18 protein-coding genes are annotated in these 18,290 nt (G+C 55.8%); 2 read left to right on the top strand and 16 right to left on the bottom strand.

Features of this window, described 5'->3' with window-relative positions; genetic code table 11:
• Nucleotides 1-92: 92 nt before the first annotated feature.
• Nucleotides 93-2,426, top strand: coding sequence for an acyl-CoA dehydrogenase family protein (locus EV681_RS05280; protein ID WP_130303467.1), 2,334 nt, complete (start codon nucleotides 93-95; stop codon nucleotides 2,424-2,426).
• Nucleotides 2,427-2,465: 39 nt separating this feature from the next.
• Here the strand turns inward: EV681_RS05280 and EV681_RS05285 are convergent, their stop codons facing one another.
• The 13 genes from EV681_RS05285 to EV681_RS05340 form a co-directional block, all read right to left on the bottom strand.
• On the bottom strand, nucleotides 2,466-3,584 hold the full coding sequence (locus EV681_RS05285; protein ID WP_130303468.1) for an NAD(P)/FAD-dependent oxidoreductase: 1,119 nt from the start codon (nucleotides 3,582-3,584) through the stop codon (nucleotides 2,466-2,468).
• A gap of 21 nt (nucleotides 3,585-3,605) precedes the next feature.
• Complete coding sequence (locus EV681_RS05290) at nucleotides 3,606-3,959, bottom strand: RidA family protein (RefSeq protein WP_128395710.1); 354 nt, start codon at nucleotides 3,957-3,959, stop codon at nucleotides 3,606-3,608.
• Nucleotides 3,960-3,985: 26 nt separating this feature from the next.
• On the bottom strand, nucleotides 3,986-5,371 hold the full coding sequence (locus EV681_RS05295; protein ID WP_128395711.1) for an FAD/NAD(P)-dependent oxidoreductase: 1,386 nt from the start codon (nucleotides 5,369-5,371) through the stop codon (nucleotides 3,986-3,988).
• Nucleotides 5,368-5,709, bottom strand: coding sequence for a (2Fe-2S)-binding protein (locus tag EV681_RS05300; protein WP_128395712.1), 342 nt, complete (start codon nucleotides 5,707-5,709; stop codon nucleotides 5,368-5,370). Before EV681_RS05300 ends, EV681_RS05295 begins: the two co-directional genes overlap by 4 nt.
• Nucleotides 5,706-6,827, bottom strand: a complete 1,122-nt coding sequence (locus EV681_RS05305) for an NAD(P)/FAD-dependent oxidoreductase (RefSeq protein WP_128395713.1) — start codon at nucleotides 6,825-6,827, stop codon at nucleotides 5,706-5,708. The genes EV681_RS05300 and EV681_RS05305 overlap by 4 nt, the downstream gene beginning before the upstream one ends.
• Nucleotide 6,828: 1 nt before the next feature.
• Nucleotides 6,829-7,623, bottom strand: coding sequence for an ABC transporter permease (locus tag EV681_RS05310; protein WP_128395714.1), 795 nt, complete (start codon nucleotides 7,621-7,623; stop codon nucleotides 6,829-6,831).
• A complete protein-coding gene (locus EV681_RS05315) occupies nucleotides 7,620-8,483 on the bottom strand; it encodes an ABC transporter permease (RefSeq protein ID WP_128395715.1) in 864 nt (287 codons plus the stop codon). Before EV681_RS05315 ends, EV681_RS05310 begins: the two co-directional genes overlap by 4 nt.
• Nucleotides 8,484-8,497: 14 nt before the next feature.
• Complete coding sequence (locus EV681_RS05320; RefSeq protein WP_130303469.1) at nucleotides 8,498-9,556, bottom strand: ABC transporter ATP-binding protein; 1,059 nt, start codon at nucleotides 9,554-9,556, stop codon at nucleotides 8,498-8,500.
• On the bottom strand, nucleotides 9,557-10,594 hold the full coding sequence (locus EV681_RS05325; RefSeq protein WP_128395717.1) for an ABC transporter substrate-binding protein: 1,038 nt from the start codon (nucleotides 10,592-10,594) through the stop codon (nucleotides 9,557-9,559). It lies immediately after the preceding gene.
• Between the two features lie 126 nt (nucleotides 10,595-10,720).
• Nucleotides 10,721-11,629, bottom strand: a complete 909-nt coding sequence (locus EV681_RS05330; RefSeq protein WP_128395718.1) for a LysR substrate-binding domain-containing protein — start codon at nucleotides 11,627-11,629, stop codon at nucleotides 10,721-10,723.
• Nucleotides 11,630-12,052: 423 nt separating this feature from the next.
• Complete coding sequence (locus tag EV681_RS22760) at nucleotides 12,053-12,187, bottom strand: hypothetical protein (protein ID WP_278044075.1); 135 nt, start codon at nucleotides 12,185-12,187, stop codon at nucleotides 12,053-12,055.
• Nucleotides 12,188-12,429: 242 nt separating this feature from the next.
• Nucleotides 12,430-13,383 carry a Bug family tripartite tricarboxylate transporter substrate binding protein gene (locus tag EV681_RS05335; protein ID WP_242612145.1) on the bottom strand — a complete coding sequence of 318 codons (954 nt, stop codon included), beginning with the start codon at nucleotides 13,381-13,383 and terminating at the stop codon, nucleotides 12,430-12,432.
• Nucleotides 13,380-14,201 carry an amidohydrolase family protein gene (locus EV681_RS05340; protein ID WP_165392950.1) on the bottom strand — a complete coding sequence of 274 codons (822 nt, stop codon included), beginning with the start codon at nucleotides 14,199-14,201 and terminating at the stop codon, nucleotides 13,380-13,382. The genes EV681_RS05335 and EV681_RS05340 overlap by 4 nt, the downstream gene beginning before the upstream one ends.
• 89 nt (nucleotides 14,202-14,290) lie before the next feature.
• Here EV681_RS05340 and EV681_RS05345 point away from each other — a divergent pair, with 89 nt between their 5' ends.
• Nucleotides 14,291-15,178 (top strand): LysR family transcriptional regulator, encoded by an 888-nt coding sequence (locus EV681_RS05345; protein ID WP_128395721.1) that lies wholly within the window; start codon nucleotides 14,291-14,293, stop codon nucleotides 15,176-15,178.
• 141 nt (nucleotides 15,179-15,319) lie between these two features.
• Here the strand turns inward: EV681_RS05345 and EV681_RS05350 are convergent, their stop codons facing one another.
• The 3 genes from EV681_RS05350 to EV681_RS05360 are packed head-to-tail and all read right to left on the bottom strand — an operon-like array spanning nucleotide 15,320 to nucleotide 18,290.
• Nucleotides 15,320-16,810 (bottom strand): tripartite tricarboxylate transporter permease, encoded by a 1,491-nt coding sequence (locus tag EV681_RS05350; RefSeq protein ID WP_128395722.1) that lies wholly within the window; start codon nucleotides 16,808-16,810, stop codon nucleotides 15,320-15,322.
• Nucleotides 16,811-17,347: a tripartite tricarboxylate transporter TctB family protein gene (locus tag EV681_RS05355; protein WP_128395723.1), complete on the bottom strand. Its 537-nt coding sequence runs from the start codon at nucleotides 17,345-17,347 to the stop codon at nucleotides 16,811-16,813. It abuts the gene before it with no gap.
• Nucleotides 17,337-18,290 carry a Bug family tripartite tricarboxylate transporter substrate binding protein gene (locus EV681_RS05360; protein WP_128395724.1) on the bottom strand — a complete coding sequence of 318 codons (954 nt, stop codon included), beginning with the start codon at nucleotides 18,288-18,290 and terminating at the stop codon, nucleotides 17,337-17,339. The genes EV681_RS05355 and EV681_RS05360 overlap by 11 nt, the downstream gene beginning before the upstream one ends.

An 18,290-nucleotide genomic window follows, 5' to 3' on the forward strand; every position in this document is an offset into this window, starting at 1 on the left:
TGACGATTTCTGTTATACCTTGGGCAATTGAATCGATTTACTATAGACGGACACAAACAGAATAGCTTGATGGCAACAGGAGACAAATATTCATGGCGTTTGAAATAAATGAGCTCATTGCGGAGTCGAACCGGGAATTTGCCGAAAGCGCGCGCGGCCTGATTCAGAGCGAATCATCTTTGGCCAGATTGCGGCGCCTGAGAGATAGCGTTCCGGGTTTTGATAAGCCGATGTGGGGCAAACTTGCTGCGGCCGGCTGGACCTCGATTTTTATCCCGGAACAAAGAGGTGGCCTGGGGCTCGGACTTGATGCTGCCGCAGCCATTGCGACTGTGATCGGCCAAATGCCCATTCCCGAGCCGTACGTTGCCGCCGCAATCATGCCTGCCATCGCCTTGCTTGAGCTGGAAGCAACGGAATCGGTCAACAATCTGTTGGCGCGTATCGCGCAGGGTGAGCTGATTTGCGGCCTGGCCTGGCAGGAAAAGGCAGGCCAGCTAAATGTAAGCGATGCTGCCACCTATCTTACGCGAGAGGACGCGCTGTTCAGGTTAAAAGGAAGTAAAAAATGGGTCAGCCCTGGCAATGGCGCTGACGGCTGGTTAGTACAGTGTTCACGGGGCGACGATGACGTCCTGGTTTGGGTCAGTTGTGCCGATAAGGGCGTGACAATAGAGCGTGTGCGTCGGATTGACGGCTCGTTCGTGGCTCACCTGACGTTTGACGTTGCCGTTGCCCAGGAGCGTATTGTCGCCAGTGGCAGCAAAGTCAGGTCGGCACTGGACAAAGCGCTTGACGCGGGTCGGTTTGTTGCTAGCCACGAATTGCTGGGTATTTCTGCACAGGCATTCAACATGACACTGGACTATCTGCAAACCAGAGAACAATTTGGTAAGCCGATAGGCGCCAATCAGGCTTTACAGCATCGGATGGTCGATGCCTATATGCATATTCTGCTATTGTCGGCGTCTCTGAAGGAAACCTGGACTGCCTATTGCAAAGGTGATATCACGCTCTCGGCCGTGGCTAGTCTGGTCAAAGCCCGTGCCAATCTGGTCGCGGTATCCGTCTCAAAGCTGGCGGTCCAGCTGCACGGAGCGATCGGATACACGGACGAGCTTGACGTCGGGCTCTACCTGAAACGTGCCCTTCATTTGTCTGCGTGGCTGGGCAACGAGGACCGGCACCGTCTTCGGTACATCAAAGACCAGCTCAATGCACAAAGCAATAGCAGCGATAGCAGTAAAAATGAGAATGTGGCCGCAACCGATCATCATGAGGATCCGAATGCCATGGCCGACCGGGACTTTGCCTGCATGGTCCGCCGCTTTCTGGTGGATCACTACCCATCGTCCTTGCGGCATGTTGCCCGGCGCCTGTACTGGTCTGAAGTCAAGGACTGGTACCATTTGCTGTCCAGCAAGGGTTGGCTGGCACCAGCCTGGCCCAAAGCCTTCGGCGGCATGGGGCTTTCGCCGGAGAAGCAGCTCATCTTCTTTGAGGAAATGGAAAAATACGGCGTGGCCCGGCTGCCGGACCAGGGCATCATCAATCTGGGACCCGTGCTTATCAAATATGGCACCGCGCAGCAACAGCAGGCGTATCTTCCAAAAATTCTTTCGGGGGAACATATTTGGTGCCAGGGCTATTCGGAGCCTAACGCCGGGTCTGATCTGGCTTCCCTGAAAACCGAAGCGCTCGCCGACGGCGATGATTTTATCGTTAACGGCCAGAAAATCTGGACAACATTGGCGCATAATGCGACGCATATCTTTGCCCTGGTAAGAACAGATAAGACCGTCAAGAAGCAGGCGGGGATCAGTTTTCTTTTGATCGATCTGTCTTGCCCCGGCATCACCGTGTCACCCATTACCAATTTGCTGGGCGATCAGGAGTTTTGCGAAGTATTTTTCGATAATGTGAGGGTGCCGCAAGCCAACCTTGTCGGCCGTCTCAATGAAGGATGGACAATCGCCAAGGCTCTGCTGGGGTTCGAGCGTATTTTTGCCGGGAGCCCGCAACAGTCACACCACGCTTTTTCGATACTGACAACACTTGCACGCAAGGAAAATCTGTTTACAAGTGAATTCTTTTTGCAACGCTATGCACAATTGCGAATGGATATTGCAGATCTGGAAAGTCTATTTTCGATGTTTGCCGGGTATGTGAAAAATGGGGCGGATTTGCCGCCTTCGATATCGTTGCTGAAAATATGGGCTACCGAAACCTATATGAGAATCGGCCTGGAACTTGCCCGTTCAGCAGACGAGCACGGCGGCCAGTTTGACGACACTCATTATGAGGATGGTACGGTGATCAACAGTCTGGCGCCTTTTACACACTCGATGGTGACGACCATTTATGGCGGCACCAATGAGATACAGCGCAATATTGTTGCCAGGCACGTTCTGAACCTGCCGGTATGACACAAAACGGGAAGACGGCAAGGCCGGTCGGCTTTGCCGCTATGCGGAAAAACGTGCAGGCAACAGGCCGCGATGCAGCGGATTCGCAGCATTGTCCGCGATCAGCTCTGCCAGGTACTGGCCCGATGCCGGCCCCAGTTGAAAGCCGCTGGATGAAAAACCACAAGCGTAATACAAATTGTCCACCGACGCACTGGGCCCGATGATACTGGTGTGATCCGGCGCATAGCCATCAATCCCGGACCAGGCTCGGGTAATACTCACATTTTTGAGAAATGGGAAAAGGTCGGTCACGATGCGCGCGCTGTTGGCCAGCCGTGAAAATTCCAGCTCGGCATGGTTTTGCCTGGCGTCGGCCTCACACTCCAGCGCGCCGCCGATAACCACGGTGCCATTGCCAAACTGCTTGAAGGACAGGCCGCGACTGGTGGCCCCCAGGACCGGATTGATAAAATGCGGCACGCGCTGGGTCACCATAAGCATCAGGCCGCCAGGCGTGACCGGGGTATCATCCCCGCAAAGGCGTGCCAGCTCGGCGGTCCAGGCACCGGCACACAGCAGTAGTTTCTCGCCGGTAATGGTGTGCTCTGGCGTGCGTACGCGCCAGTGATTGCCGCTATTTTCTATTGCATTGACGGGCGATTGTTCGTGTATCTGTGCGCCGTGTTTACGGGCCTGACGGGCAAATTCCTGTACGATCAGATAGGGAAAGGCAAAGCCGTCTGTGCTGACCCAAAGGGCGCCCTGAACGTGTTCGGCAATGGCAGGCACGATCTGACGCACCTGGTCCCTGTCTATGAGTTTTTCGTGATCAAACCCGTGTTGAGCAAGCAGATCCCGGCGTTCGCGCAGAATTTGCATGTCTTGCTCGGATTCGGCAACTTTGATTTGCCCCGTTCGCACAAAGGCGCCATCAAAACCGTGCAGAAAATCAAGTGTTTGCCACAGTGTCGAGGATGCCAGGGAAAGGGGGATTTCCGGCAACACCCGTCCCAGGGTTCGCACGCCACCGGCATTGACGCCAGAGGCGCAACGGCCACAGAACTCCTTCTCAAGCAAGACGACCGAGAGGCCTTTCTTTGCCAGGAAATAGGCTGCGGCAACACCATGAATGCCTCCACCGACAATGATGACATCACATTTGGCATGGTGACTCATGGGTTGCCCTGGTTCGTATGGTTACACGGCCGCCGAGACGATGATCTCAACCAGCAGTTTGGGCGCAGCCAGTTTGGATTCACCGGTGGCGCGTGTGGGCGCAGTGCCTTCGGGCAACCAGCTGTCCCAGACTTCGTTCATGCCTGCAAAATCCCGGTCGATATCCTTGAGCCAGATCTGTGCAGTGAGGATCTTGTCTTTGGATGAACCATGTGCTTCCAGATATTTTTCAATTTTCGCCAGAATGCTGCGGGTTTGTCCCTGTACGTCCTCGTCCGGATTATCGCCTGTCAGGCCACTCAGAAAAAGAATGCCGTTGTATTTGACGACACGGCTCATCCGCTTGTTGGTTTCGAAACGTTCTATTGTTGACATCGTTTACTCCTGTGAAAAAATCAAAATTAGGAATTGGTGGCACTGGCCAGCTCCGCCAGTGTAACCGGCTTGAGCGGTGCGCGGACCCGGTAGTAGCCGACCTGATCATGCGCAACCTTTAACTGGTCGGCAATCACTTCGGTTACCGTGAGCCCGCACATGCGACCCTGGCAGGGGCCCATCCCGCAGCGACTGAACGATTTGGCCTGATTTGGTCCCATGCAGCCTTGCCTGACAAAGTCCCGGATTTGCCCGGCGGTGACTTCTTCGCAGCGGCAAACAATCGTGTCGTCCTGTGGAATCCGGTTCTCGCGTTTGGGCATGTAAGCGGCATCCAGAAACGGGCGTAGCGCCATGTCCTTTTTCAGCCGTGCTTGCAACGGCGCGCTGCGGCTCTCAAGCAAATCTGCCTGCACCGTGTTTAACTGTGCATCTACCGCCAGCGCGGTAAGCTCGCCTCGGGTAACGGCAGCCTGGGCGCCGCCAATGCCCTGGCCATCGCCGGCAAGATAAATACCTTCAATCTCGTGCAGCCGGCCCCAGGCATCTGCTTTGGGAATCCAGCAGGCGCCTGCTTCGGACCAGTCGTGTGAGGCTCGCAATAGCCAGGTAAATTGTGTATTGGGAACGACTCCCTGGTGCAGCAGTACCAGATTGGTATCGAGCTCATGGGTTTGTCCCTGATGTTCAAATGCGATTGAACTCACGCTGGCTTCGCCTTGCACCTGCAAATTTTTCACGCCACGATAGAAGGGGATGTTTTTTTCCTTGATGGCGTTGATCATGGACAGGCCCTTGCGGATATCCTTGAATGCAGCAAGCCCGTTGAGCAGAGCCGGACTCGCCTGAAATATATCCCTGCCCGAACTGGTGTCCAGTACGGCGGAAATCTGCACATTGGCCCGCAAATACTGCCAGCAAATCAGATAGAGCAGGGGGCCGCAACCGGCAATGACAACGGGTGTGGCCGGCACGGTGCCGGACCCCTTGAGCAATACCTGAGCGGCGCCGGCGCCCATGACGCCAGGCAGGGTCCAGCCCGGAATGGGGAAGGGGCGCTCCATGGCCCCCGTGGCCAGAATCACTGCATCGGCCGTCAGCGTATGGGTCTGCCCCTCGTGCAGATAATGAAGCTGGCGCTCGCGAGTCAGGTTCCATACGGTTGCGCCGCGCAGGTGTTGCGCGCCGCTGGCGGTAAACTGCCCGGCCACGGTCGCGCCAGCAGCGTAGTCTGGTCCCAGAATGCCGGCAAGGCCGGTCGTGGTGCCCATGATATTGCGCCAGATCTGCCCGCCGGCCTGGGGCTGTTCATCCAGAAGGATAACCGAGTGATTGCGGCTTGCCAGCCTGGCCGCGGCCATCATACCGGCAGGCCCCGCGCCGATGATGGCGACATTTGTGTGTGTACTCATTGTTGTTCACCTGTCTGGATCACCGTAAACGTGGTCTGACCCTGCTGCATCCGGATGACCATGCCGTCCTGGATGGTTGTCATGCAGCTTTGCCGGTTTTGCACGCCATCGATCTGCACCAGGCATTCGAAGCAGACGCCCATCTGGCAGTAAGGTGCGCGGGGCTGGCCGCTGACGGGCGAGTCACGAAAATGCAAAACCTGGTTCTGCATCAGTGCTGCTGCCACGGTGATGCCTTTGGGAGCGTTCAGTTGCCGACCTTCGAAGTCAAAGGAAACAGTCTGGGCCGATGCCTCGCTACTGTCGGTGTGCACGGTTCTGAAAAGTACTGTGTTCATGATTGTTCTCGGTTCGAATTGCAGAAGCGCTGGTTGGAAAATGGGGCGATGGTTTGCGCAGCGGTGCCGCGCAGAATCCAGTCGGGAATCGTGAAAACGTGATTGGCCGCCAGTGTGATACCGCTGTGGCAGGTCACTACGTAGGCGCCGGGCATCTCGGTCGACTCCTGATAGATCGGCATTCCATCGGGCGACATGATCCGCAGCGCCGCCCAGCATCGAATGATTCGCATGTCGGCCAGCGCCGGAAAATAATCGATGGCCCGCTGGGCGATGCCCTGCTGTAATGACAGTCGTGTTGTATCGTCATACCCGACGTCTTCCAGCGAGTCGCCGATCTGTATCGTACCTTCATTGGTCTGTCGCACATGCATGGTGGGATAGGACAGGAACGGGGCACAGCGTTCGCCGATCATGACCTGGCCCTGATTCGGCTCGACCGGCACGTGCAGTCCGACAAATTGGCCTAGTCGCTTGTTGCCCAGGCCAGCGCAAAGCACCACTTTTTTTGCGGTATATGTTTCACCAGCGCGTGTGGTCACAATAAAGTTGCCCGACTGATAATCGATATGCTCAACAGGGTTGTTGTAGCGATAGTCCACACCGAGCTGACGCGCACCTCGCTGCAATGCCGGCAACAGTTTCAATGGGTTGGCATGGCCATCCATGGGCGTATAACAGGCGCCGATCACCTTGGGGCCGATCGCAGGAATATATTTGCGCAACTGGCCCGGTGACATGAATGTGTAGTCGTACTTTTCGTCTACCGAGGCCTGGATGTCGCGCATCAGTTGCTGCCTTGCATCCATCTCGGCCTGACTGGTAAAAAATACGAAGCCGCCTGGCTGCTGCAGATAAGGATCGATGCCGGTGCGTTCGGTCAGTTCGCTGGCCAGCGCCGGCCAGTTGCGGGCCGATTGCAGGGTCCATCGGGTGTAGGGAGAAAAGCCGTGGCCTTTCCCCTGCACCCACACCAGTCCGAAATTGCCCCTGGATGCGCGAAAGGCGATGTCGCCTTCGTCAAGCATGAGTACTTTCGCATTTTGACGGGCCAGGCCGTAAGCGACGCTTGAGCCGACGATGCCGCCGCCTATCACAATAATATCTGTGTTGTACATTTCAACCTTTTCCAATCAACACTTTATCCAGGCCCACCAGACGGTCCATGATGATCATCATTATTACCGTTGCAATAATGAGTATTGCCGATACGGAGGTGATCAGGGGATCGATGGTTTGCGCAATATGGTTATACATCCAGACCGGCAGTGTCGTTGTGCCCGGTGTTGCAACGAATACTGTCATGGTCAGTTCATCGAAACTCTGGATAAAGGACAGCAGCCAGCCGCCGGTCAGGCCAGGCAGGATCAATGGCAGTATGATACGGCCATACACATGGCGTTTGCCCGCGCCAAGCGATCTTGCCGCCATTTCAACTTCCCGGTCCATGCCGGTCGCCGATGCCAGAACCAGGCGCAGGGAATAGGGAAAAATGAAAATGACGTGTGTCATTGTCAGCCAGAATACTGAACCCGACAGCCCGGCGATATTGAAAAATCGCAGGAACGACACGCCCAATACCACATTTGGAATCATGAGCGGCGACATCAGAAATGCGCTGACGGTGTCGCGTCCCGGAAAACGGAAACGGGTCAGCGCCAGCGCTGCCGGCACCGCCAGGCAAACGGCAATGGTGGATGCAAACGAGGCCAGTTTCAGGGACAGCCAGAACGATTGCATAATCCGGGGTTCGTCCAGCACCGCCCGATACCAGCGCAACGACAACCCATCGCTTGGATAGGAAATGAAACCTTTGTCTGTGAACGACACGACGATCACGATGAGCAGGGGCGCCAGCAGAAACAGCATGAAAGCGGCGTGAAAAAGCAGCGAGAGCGTTCTATTGCGTTTCATCCATTTTCTCCGGCGGAAAAAATCATGCGGTACTTTCTTTCGGTGTAGCGGTTCAGTCCCATGATAATAATAATGTTGGCGATCAGCAGCAGGATCACAATGGCGGCGCCCAGCGGCCAGTTCAGGGAACTGAGAAATTCGTCATAGGCCGCCGTGGCCACCACCTTCAGGCGGCGTCCGCCCAGAATGGCAGGCGTGGCAAACGCCGAGGCCGACAGGGCGAAAACGATGATGCAGCCCGACAGTATCCCGGGCATCAGTTGCGGGAAAATAATCCGGCGAAAGACCGTCAGGGGCGAGCCGCCAAGCGAGCGGCCGGCATACTCCACGGTGGGGTCCAGCTTGCGCAAGGTTGCCCAGATGGAAATAATCATGAAGGGAACCATGACGTGCACCAGGCCGATGACCATGCCGGTAAACGTGAAAGTGAGGCGGATGGGTGAATCGATCAGGCCCAGCAGGAGCAGGGTATCGTTGATAAGGCCTTGCCGGCCCATCAGGATGGACCAGCCCAGCGTGCGCACCACAACCGAAATCAGCAGCGGTCCCAGCACCATGACCAGGAAAATACCGCGCCATGGGGCACGCATGCGCGCCAGGATGAGCGTTTCCGGAATGCCCAGGACCAGGCAGATCACGGTGACCAGCAGGGCCATGCCGGCGGTGCGCAGGAAAATCTCCCCGTAGTAAGGGTCGGAGAAAATCGTTATGTAGTTGCCAAACGAAAAATCCGGGATGATGCCGGTGGTGCCGTTAAAAGCATAGAACGACAGCACCGCAACCAGCAGCATGGGTATGATGAGCATGCCGCAAAAAAGCAGGAGCGCGGGGGTTAGCAGGACAAAGGGTTCTTTACGCATGTGAGCCACCCGTCCTACTGCTGCTCGGCGATAATGCGCAGATCGCAGTCCTGCCAGTCCAGCGTCACCGTCTCACCGGGTTGCGCGGTGAGTGTCTTGATCGAGACAAACCACATGCCCAGTGGCGTTTTGACTTCACATAGCCAGTGCGTGCCCAGAAACACGGCCTCGGACAGCGTGCCCGGTAATTTACCGGCCATGCCGGGGCCTGCAAAACTGACATTCTCCGGGCGGATCATAATATTGGCCGTGCCTGCGCAAAAGGGATGGTTTTCCGGCAGGCAGACAGCGAAAGTCAGGCCATCACTGCTGACTTGATAGCCCTGGGTCTCGCTGTGGGCAATCGTGCCTTCAAAAACATTGGCGCGCCCCAGAAACCCGGATACAAACAGTGTCCTGGGGTTATGGTATACCTCGAGTGGTGGCGCCAGCTGTTGAATGCAGCCGTCGTTCATCAGCGCAATCCGGTCGCTCATGGTCATCGCTTCGGTCTGGTCGTGTGTAACCAGAATCGTGGTAATGCCCAATTTGCGCTGGATTCGGCGCAGCTCGATATGCATGTTCTCGCGCAGTTTGGCATCCAGATTGGACATGGGTTCATCAAGCAGGAGCAGCCTGGGCCGGATGGCCAGTGAACGGGCGATGGCAACTCGTTGCCGCTGGCCCCCGGAGAGCTGGGCAGGGTAGCGCTCGCCCATCCCGGTCAGACTGACCATGTCAAGCACCTGGTCGATACGCTCGCGCCGTTCGGCTTTGGCCATTTTGCGCATTTCCAGGCCGAAACTGATGTTGTCCTGGACAGTCATATGGGGAAACAGCGCGTAGCTTTGAAATACCACGCCGATATCACGTTTTTCGGGCGGCATGTCGGTCAGGTCGGTGCCGTCCAGAATGACCTGGCCGCGAGTGGGATCGGTGAATCCGGCAATCATTTGCAGCGTGGTCGTCTTGCCGCAACCCGACGGGCCCAGCAGCGAGACAAACTCGCCACGCTCGATTTCAAGATTCATGGATTTGACCACACTCGCCGAGCCGTAGTCTTTGCCGAGGTTTCTGACAGAAAGAAAACTCATTTACCGCTCCACCGTTCGGTTCCAGCGATCATTCCATTGCGTGCGCACGGCATTGACTGTGTCCCAGTCGGTCTTTTCCAATTTGTCGACCGCCTCGCCATACACCACGCGTTGCGCGTCCTCTGCGGGCAGCGTCACCGTTTTGTTGACCGGGCCCCAGCTTTGGGTGCGCGCAAAAACCACCTGTATTTCGGGTGTTGCCAGATATTGCACCAGTTTCTGGGCCAGCTCAGGCACATTGCTTTTGACAACAGGACAGGCGGCTGTCAACAGTGCCATGGCCCCTTCTTTCGGATAAACGAATTTGACCGGGAAGCCGGTAGACTTGAACGTTTCAACCCGGCCGTTGCCCCACACACCGATAATGGCTTCACCGTTCTGAAACAACGAGGTCATGCCGCCGGGCGAGGGCTCCCAGGCCAGCACATTCGGGTTGATTTTTTTGATAATGGTATCAAAGCCGGGATCGGGGTTCTTTTCATTGCCGCCATTGAGTTTGGCAAATTTCACCAGCGTGTGCAGGCCGTACGTGTTGTTCAGCGGCGGTATGACCATGCGCTGCTCGAACTGGGGATTTTCCAGATCGTGCCATGATGTCGGCGGCGTCAGGCCTTCTTTTTTGAAGACTTCTTCGTTGTAGAACAGCCCGGTGGCCACCAGTCCGATACCCAGGGCATTGGGTCCCAGGTCAGCGATCGGGTACAGGTCTTTGAATACGGGTGCGCTTTTGTCGATTTTGTCGCAAAAGCCAAATTGCATTGCCTGATACATGGGGCCGTCATCGAGCATGACCACGTCCAGTTCAGGATTGCTTTTCTGAGCTTGAAGTTTTCCCAGTGTATCGGTTGAGTTGCCCGGAACATAAACGACCTTGACGTTGTTGGCCTTTTCGAAAGCGGGGAGCACATCTTCCTCAAACGCTTTTTGCGTTGAACCGCCATATGACCCGAGATACAACGTGGGCGTTTGCGCATATACCATCGAGGTTGCCGGAACCAGTAAACCTGCTATGGCAATTGTCATAAGCTTGCGTTTCATCATTTTCTCCGTGGTGGGGGGAACAACTTACGGATAACAATAGAGAACACTGCCCGCTATGTAAAATGCTTTTTTTTAGTCCGTCCATAATATGGTGTTATGGCATGCTCACGATTGTTCACCACGTTAAAGCAGCTTGCCGTTTTGTGCGATTGCCATGGTCACATTTGTTTTGACGTAGTGCACAAAATCCTTGAGCACGCGCAAAGCCGGTTTGTCAGCGCGATAAAGTGCACTGAAGTGGACCATCAGTCGCGGTGAAAAATTTCTGAACACAATGTTGTTTCCGATATAGGTTATCACTGTGATGGGGTCCACGATTGCCAGGCAATTGCCTGATTCCACAAACGAGCACATGGTTTGCGAGGTGTTGGTGTCAACGCTTGAGAACACCTTGATGCCATGGGACACCAGCAACAGGCCAAACGCCTGGCGGGTGTCCATGTCGTGGGAGCCTAGTATCATGGTCTGTCCCTGAAGATCGGTGACGTGGATCTCACTCTTTTGAGCCAGCGGATGATTGCGCGGAATGGCAATCTTCGAATCCAGGGAGAACAGGTGCTCGCCTAGCGGGCTGGGATACTCACTGGACAGAATGACCATACCCAGATCACACTTGGCATTCTGCACCATATCCATGATGGTGGTAGAGGCATGGGTTGTCAGTTTGACCGACAGGTCGGTATGGGTTTGCATGAAGTTGTGCAGCAAGAAAGGCAATGCGGCAGAGGCCAGACAGGGTGCGGCGGCAATATGGAACTGGCCCTTTTGCGCTTTCTGGATCTGGCTGGCTGCATAGGCAATTTCCTGAACGCCGACCAGACTGCGCTCCACTTCCTTGAACAGTTCTTCTGCTTCGTGTGTCGGAAAAAGACGGCCCTGGCGACGCTCAAATAGCGGAAAGCCGACCGAGGCTTCCAGATCTGATATCAAACGCGTGGTGGCAGGTTGTGAGATGGAAAGAAACTCCGCTGCCTTCGTAACGGTACGGCTGATCATGAGGGCGCGGAATGCCTCGAGTTGTCTTAGTGTCATTGCCTGCTCGAACTGGTAAAAATCGATGAATCGTGCCGGGATGACCCGGCCGGGACGATAAGTGTAGGGGGGTATTGATGTATCGTTGTCCTAGGGATAATACCAATTCACCTAGGGACAACACCTAGATTGCAGGGCTCGTACGTGAGACGTATTCGTTGTGCTAACGCCAATGTTTTGTTCTTTTCATCGCAAATACGTGCCCGATTCAGGTGATACATGGTGCCGGCCGTGAAAATATCGTTATAAAACGGCAACGAAAGCGCGTGCATGAGTGATTCATCGTGCCATGTTGTTCGCCTATTGTGTTGTCTCTCATGCCAGATTAGGCCAAATCAAGTGTGCATCTGGCAGATTGGCAGGCCTGGGAGCGGGAAATAATCAAGCAAGTAATAATTAAGTCAGTAATAGTTGGGCACGCAGTCATTGAGCCAGTAAAGGTGAAGCCCTTGCCGGTTTCGCCGGGCTTTCCCTCTTTATGGAAAGCATCCCCAACACTGGTTGTTGTTGTTGTTGTTGTTGTTGTTGTTGTTGTTGTGCCGGGATGCCCGCGATCATGAGTCGCTCATCCGGTTTCGTGCAGAGCAGCAGCGTTAACCGGCTGCTGCCGCTGCATGCCGGCCTCTGTTTGCCGATAGAAGGCGTGTTGCAGATGCCATCGGCAGCTGGTTTTTTGTGCGTGGCCGACGTGGCTATTTATTGGCGGTGGCCAGTGCGCCGCCAGGGCGAGCGATACAGGCCGAACACCCTTTGTTTGAACGTGCCGGCATCACGTTTTCCGGCCACCGCTGTTTGTCTTGTCAGTCCAATGTGATACGGGCCTCTTTGGCAACCGTACGCCATTTGGTTTCCTCTGCAGCAACGAATGCCTGCAACGCTTGCGGTGTAGAGGCTTCAATATCTGCTCCCAATGCCTTGAGCCGGCTGACAATGTCCGGGTCCTGAAGTACTTTCGTTATCGCCGTCGATAGTATCTGTATGACGTCGGCCGGTGTATCTTTTGGCGCAAATACTGCGTTCCATTCATAGGATGAGAAATCCGGGACACCGCTTTTGTCAAGAGTGGGAATGTTGGGCAGCAGGGCCGAGGGCGTGTCGCCACCAGTAGCCAGAACCTTCAGTTTGCCTGCCTTGATATGCGGCCACGACGAACCCAGACTGGCAAACATGATGGGTACTTGGCCCCCCATGACGTCTGTCATCGCCGGACCACCGCCCTTGTACGCGACGTGCGACAGGTGAGTTTTTGCCTTAAGGTTGAACAGTTCCCCTGCCAAATGCTGTGCCGAACCGGGGCCTGCGGAAGCAAAGTGGGCAGGCTGGGCAGACTGCCCGGCTTCAATCACGTCGGCGACATTTTGATATTCGCTCTGCGGGTTGACCACCAGCACATTGGGCACTTTGAGCAGCAACGAAACCGGTTCGAAATCTGCTGCGCTGAATGACATTTTCTGGCGCAGCGCAAAATTCTGTGCAAAGTTCGAGGCATCCAGCATGATTGTGTAGCCATCCGGTTTGGCGCGCGCAACATAAGCGCCGCCGATCATGCCACCGGCGCCGCCTTTGTTTTCAATAACCACGGTCTGGCTCAGGGCTTTGCTCAGGCTGGGTCCGATGAGCCGGGCTACGGCGTCAACCGTACCACCCGGTGGATAGGTTACGACCATCGTCACGGGTTTTTCAGGGTAGGCTGCATGCACAGCGCTGCCCAAAGACAGTGTGATGGCTGCCAGTACCGTCTTGGATAATTTCATTTGTCATCTCCTTTGATGTTATAGAAGGCTGCGGCCGTACGGTACAGAATATTCTGTCTGTCTCGCGGCTGCTGGATGTGCTGTAAGGCCCAATTAAGGCTGTCGCTGAACCGATGTTCGGTTTCATGCTGGGTATGGGGCCAGTCGCTTCCCCACATGAGTTTTTCTGATGAAAACGTACGGATAAAAAGTGACAGGAGCCTGTTCAGCGAATCGGCCTGCGGCTGCCTGAAGATGCGATAAATGGCCGAGACTTTGATAAAAATCCTGTCGTTATCGGCAAGCGATAAAAGATAGGCGAGCGGGTCTATCTGAAATGGCTGATCCATTGCCGGGCGGCCAAAGTGATCTACGACCAGCGCAACGTCATTGGCCATGATTGGCGCAATATAGCGCTCCAGCATCGACGATGGTGCATGCAGCTCTACGTGCATATCGAGCGCTTTGATGTGCGCAAACAGTTGCTGCCAGTGAGCCTGGTGCAAGTCCACAGTGCCTGCGCCAAACAGGTTCAGGCGTATGCCTTTGACGCGCTGCGCCCTCAATGCCACCAGTTCTTCGAGATGACAGGCCGGATCCACCACCGCCACACCGACACAACGGCCCGCTGATTTGTGCAGTGCCTCAAGCATGTAGCTGTTATCGGTTCCAAGAAAACTGGGCTGAACCAGCACGCCATATGCAACCTGATGCTGGTCCAGTAATGCCAGATACTGCTCCAGCGTAGCGTCGTAGTTGGGCGCATAACGACGCCCGGGCGCCAGTGGCAGGTCCCTGGAAAAAACGTGTGCATGGCTGTCAATAACTGCTTGCGGCATGATCATTCCCAATTGATATGACGGCTATTCTAGAGAATGAACGCATATTGATATATTATGTTTATGATAATTATTCATAACATAATGATATGGAAATAAGTCAGATTAAATATTTTTTATCCGTTTTCGAGCTCGGTTCCATCAGTAAATCGGCCGATGCACTGGGTATGGCGCAGCCCGCCTTGAGTCAGTCGATTGCCCGCCTTGAAAAAAAGCTTGGCGTAGCGCTTTTTGTGCGATCAAGGCGTGGAGCAATGCCAACAGACGCTGCCCGCCTGATTTATGAGGATCTTAAGAAGGGCAGTTTTTTTCTTGACCAGGTCAGCCACAAAGTGCAAATGGCCAGATCCGGCTTTAGCGGCAATTTGAATATCGGGATTGTGTCGTCTGCGCTTTTCAATATCCTGCCGGCAGCACTGCGAAAACTGAAGGCGACTGCACCACAGTTGCATGTAACCTTACTGGAGCTCAGTAATGAGGAACAGGTCAGGCAAATTCACGAAGGCAGTCTGGATATTGCGCTGGTGCACTCGCCTGTCAACCTGGAAGGGCGTGTTCACCAACTGACTGTATGCCGTGAAAAGCTGATCGCTGCGATACCCGAAAGTGCAGTCACTTTTAGCAAGGACAGTATCCGGCTGGAGGAAATCGCCCGTCACGGATTGGTGCTTTATCCGGCCTCGCAATTGCCGGTTTTGCATACTGATATTCTCAATGCGTTTACCGGGTCCGGTCTGACAGTCAGTGTGAACCAATACGCAAATCGGACCCTGACCGTACTGGCCTGTGTTGCTGCAGGCCTGGGGGTCGGACTGTTGCCTAACTGGATCAGGTCTATCGGATTTGATGGCGTGCGCTTTTGTGACGTGGCCGATGAGGCATTGCCGGACCTGGATCTGGTGGCGTTGTTCACGGCCAAGCATCAGCCGATTGTGCGGGCCATGTTTGGCGATCGTGTGGGGGCCGTAGCCAGCTAGCCGCTTGCGCAGTGGCAAGCATCGTGTGCAGGAACCTGAAGATGGAGAGGGCACGGGGCCAGAGGCGCCCGGCGTTTGTGATTGCCCCGTTGCCAGGCCTGACAGGCGCTGACAACGGTAGCAGGCAACAATAGCGTGGCGTTACGCAGCCTTGCGCAGCCTGCGCAAAACAATGGGCGCGAGCAGAAACAGTGCCGATACGGTCAGAATGACAATTGAAATTGGTGTTTCAACCAGCACTGCCGGATTGCCCTGGGCAGCTGCCAGCGCCGTGCGCAACTGGTTCTCGGCCATGGGACCCAGGATCAGGCCGATCAGGATGGGCGCAATGGGAAAGTCATAGACGCGCATGGCATAGCCCATTAGTCCCACAACGACCATGCAGGCCAGGTCAAAGGTCGATCCTGACACGCCCCAGATGCCAATCATGGCAAATACCAGAATGCCGGCGTACAGTTGCGGTTTGGGAATCAGCAGTAATTTGACCCACATGCCCACCAGCGGCAGGTTCAGAATCAGCAGCATGACGTTGCCAACATACAGGGAGGCAATCAGGCCCCAGATGAGTTCCGGGTTGGAGGTAAACAGAAACGGGCCGGGTTGCAGTCCGAAGTTCTGGAACGCCGCCAGTAAAATAGCCGCGGTGGCAGAAGTTGGCAGTCCCAGCGTCAGCAGGGGTACAAGCACTCCGGCGGCCGCAGCGTTGTTCGCCGCTTCTGGACCGGCAACGCCTTCAATGGCGCCGATGGTGCCGAATTCCTCTTTCTTTTTGCACAGTTTCTTTTCCAGCGTGTAGGACAGCATGGTTGGAATCTCGGAACCACCGCCGGGCAGGGCGCCCATGGGAAAGCCAATGGCGGTACCACGCAACCAGGGCATGAAAGAGCGTTTCCATTCCTCTTTTGTCATCCAGATGCCGCCCTTGATCGGCAAAATGTCGTCGCTTTGATGTCGGTAGCGGCTTGCGACATAAATAATTTCACCGATTGCAAACAGCGACACCAGCACCACCGTGAGCTCCATCCCATCGAGCAGCGAGCTGGCGCCGAATGTCATGCGCGGCTGCCCGGTCATCTTGTCGATGCCGATGACGCCCAGTGCCAGGCCGATGAACAGGGAAACAAAGCCGCGAACCCGTGAGGTTCCCATCACCACCGCAACGGACGTGAAGGCCAGTACGGTCAGCGCAAAATAGTCTGCCGGTTTGAAGTAGAACGCCAGCTCGGCAATGGAGGGCGCGGCAAAGGTCAGCAGGAGGGTTGCGATGGTGCCGGCCACGAAGGAGCCCACCGCCGCGGTGGCCAGCGCCGCCGCTCCGCGACCGGAGCGCGCCATTTTGTTGCCCTCCAGCGCGGTCATCATGGAGCCGGCTTCGCCGGGTGTATTGATCAGAATCGAGGTGGTGGAGCCACCGTACATCGCGCCGTAGAGAACGCCGGCGAACATGATGAAGGCCGAGACCGGCCCCACAGATACGGTTACCGGCAGTAGCAGCGCAATGGTCAGTGCCGGGCCGATGCCGGGCAGGATGCCAATGGCAGTGCCAAGCACGGATCCGACCAGCGCCCAGAAAAGATTCATGGGTTGCAGGGCGATATCAAAGCCCTGCATTAATAAGCCGAAGGTATCCATTCAGAAGCCCGCCAGGGGAAGAAAACCGCCCAGTTGCAGACCCAGGCGCGAAAAAAGAAACCAGCACACCGAGCCGAGTATGGCACCGGTGATAAGGTCGATGAGTGTCTTGTGCGAACCAAAAGCGCGCGCAACCAGCATGAACGACAGCATGGCGGTAATGGGCAAGCCCAGTGCTTCCATGGTGAGTGCCGGTACGATGGTAGCAGCAAGCGCGGTAAAGAAGGCTCGCTTGTCCATGGGCAGGTTGCCGGTGGCATTTTCGGTATCCTGCGCTTCGAAGCGTTCACCTCGCGCAATTTGGATCAACAGCAATATGCCCAGCAACAGCAGCCCACCGCCGGCAATGGTGACAAACATGCCGGGGCCGATAGCCGCGTACTGGGCCGTCGCTGGCAATGTGGTCGTGGCATACAGGCAGATGCAGCCCAGGATAATGACGGCAATGCCCAGCCACCAGGGCCGGGCGCCAGGCGCCGCAGCCTCTGGGGCCGCCGGCGTTACGCCTGCCGGCGATGGTGTTTCCTTATTTTGCAAGACCTGCGTCCTTCAGGATTTTGTTGATACGGTCACTTTCGTCTTTGATGAAGCTGCCAAACTCTGGCCCGGCCATGAAGAACTGGTCCCAGCCCTGGGTGGCCATGGTCTGCTTCCAGGCATCGCTCTCATTGAGTTTGGTAAACCGGTCAACCCAGACTTTGTAGTTTTCTTCGGGCATGTCCACTGAACCCAGAACGCCACGCCAGTTTGCCAGTTCCACATCGTAGCCGGCTTCCTTGAAGGTGGGCGCATCCAGCCCTTTCATGCGCTCTGCCGAGGTGATGCCTAGTATTTTGACGCGGCCGGACTTGGCAAATTGCTGAAATTCGGAGATGCCCGAGATGCCGGCCTTGAGCGTGCCGTTGACGATGCCGGTGACGGTATCGGCGCCGCCGGCCTGCGGAATGTAATTGAGTTTATTAACCGCTGCGCCGCTCGCCTGGGCCAGCAGAGCCAGCGCGATATGATCCACGCCACCGGCCGATCCACCGCCTACCGGTGTGCCACCAGGATTTTCCTTGAGCGCCTTGGCAAAATCGGCCAACGTCTTGTAAGGAGAGTCTGGGCGTACTGCAAGCACCAGGTATTCTGCTGTCAGGCGTGCGACTGGCTTGAACTTGGACAGATCGACCGGCGATTTGTTAAGTGTGATTGCACCCACGGTAATGGCGCCAAACACGGCCAGGTTATCCGGCTTGCCGGTTGCGCCATTCTGGAATTCAGCCAAGCCGATGGTGCCGCCGGCGCCGCCCTTGTTGGTGAAGTTTACGCTGCCGGTATAAATGCCGGCCTTGTTCATGGCCGAGAAGGCCTGCCGGCCTGTTCCATCCCAGCCGCCGCCGGGATTGGCCGGCAGCATGACGCTGACCTGTGCGCTGGCAGCTGCAGCAAAAAGTGTGGTGGCCGCAATGCACGACCGCAGGATGGCTGATAGTTTCAT

The sequence above is a fragment of the Advenella incenata genome (assembly GCF_004217095.1).
In the GTDB taxonomy this organism is placed as follows: Bacteria; Pseudomonadota; Gammaproteobacteria; order Burkholderiales; family Burkholderiaceae_B; genus Advenella; species Advenella incenata.

What these genes read in the sequence shown, in the direction of transcription:
- EV681_RS05320 (WP_130303469.1), bottom strand. Translation starts at nt 9,556, where the DNA reads ATGAGTTTTCTTTCTGTCAGAAACCTCGGCAAAGACTACGGCTCGGCG.
- EV681_RS05295 (WP_128395711.1), bottom strand. Translation starts at nt 5,371, where the DNA reads ATGAGTACACACACAAATGTCGCCATCATCGGCGCGGGGCCTGCCGGT.
- EV681_RS05345 (WP_128395721.1), top strand. Translation starts at nt 14,291, where the DNA reads ATGGAAATAAGTCAGATTAAATATTTTTTATCCGTTTTCGAGCTCGGT.
- EV681_RS05305 (WP_128395713.1), bottom strand. Translation starts at nt 6,827, where the DNA reads ATGTACAACACAGATATTATTGTGATAGGCGGCGGCATCGTCGGCTCA.
- EV681_RS05300 (WP_128395712.1), bottom strand. Translation starts at nt 5,709, where the DNA reads ATGAACACAGTACTTTTCAGAACCGTGCACACCGACAGTAGCGAGGCA.
- EV681_RS05350 (WP_128395722.1), bottom strand. Translation starts at nt 16,810, where the DNA reads ATGGATACCTTCGGCTTATTAATGCAGGGCTTTGATATCGCCCTGCAA.
- EV681_RS05310 (WP_128395714.1), bottom strand. Translation starts at nt 7,623, where the DNA reads ATGAAACGCAATAGAACGCTCTCGCTGCTTTTTCACGCCGCTTTCATG.
- EV681_RS05360 (WP_128395724.1), bottom strand. Translation starts at nt 18,290, where the DNA reads ATGAAACTATCAGCCATCCTGCGGTCGTGCATTGCGGCCACCACACTT.
- EV681_RS05325 (WP_128395717.1), bottom strand. Translation starts at nt 10,594, where the DNA reads ATGAAACGCAAGCTTATGACAATTGCCATAGCAGGTTTACTGGTTCCG.
- EV681_RS05335 (WP_242612145.1), bottom strand. Translation starts at nt 13,383, where the DNA reads ATGAAATTATCCAAGACGGTACTGGCAGCCATCACACTGTCTTTGGGC.
- EV681_RS05280 (WP_130303467.1), top strand. Translation starts at nt 93, where the DNA reads ATGGCGTTTGAAATAAATGAGCTCATTGCGGAGTCGAACCGGGAATTT.
- EV681_RS05290 (WP_128395710.1), bottom strand. Translation starts at nt 3,959, where the DNA reads ATGTCAACAATAGAACGTTTCGAAACCAACAAGCGGATGAGCCGTGTC.
- EV681_RS05315 (WP_128395715.1), bottom strand. Translation starts at nt 8,483, where the DNA reads ATGCGTAAAGAACCCTTTGTCCTGCTAACCCCCGCGCTCCTGCTTTTT.
- EV681_RS05340 (WP_165392950.1), bottom strand. Translation starts at nt 14,201, where the DNA reads ATGCCGCAAGCAGTTATTGACAGCCATGCACACGTTTTTTCCAGGGAC.
- EV681_RS22760 (WP_278044075.1), bottom strand. Translation starts at nt 12,187, where the DNA reads ATGATCGCGGGCATCCCGGCACAACAACAACAACAACAACAACAACAA.
- EV681_RS05330 (WP_128395718.1), bottom strand. Translation starts at nt 11,629, where the DNA reads ATGACACTAAGACAACTCGAGGCATTCCGCGCCCTCATGATCAGCCGT.
- EV681_RS05285 (WP_130303468.1), bottom strand. Translation starts at nt 3,584, where the DNA reads ATGAGTCACCATGCCAAATGTGATGTCATCATTGTCGGTGGAGGCATT.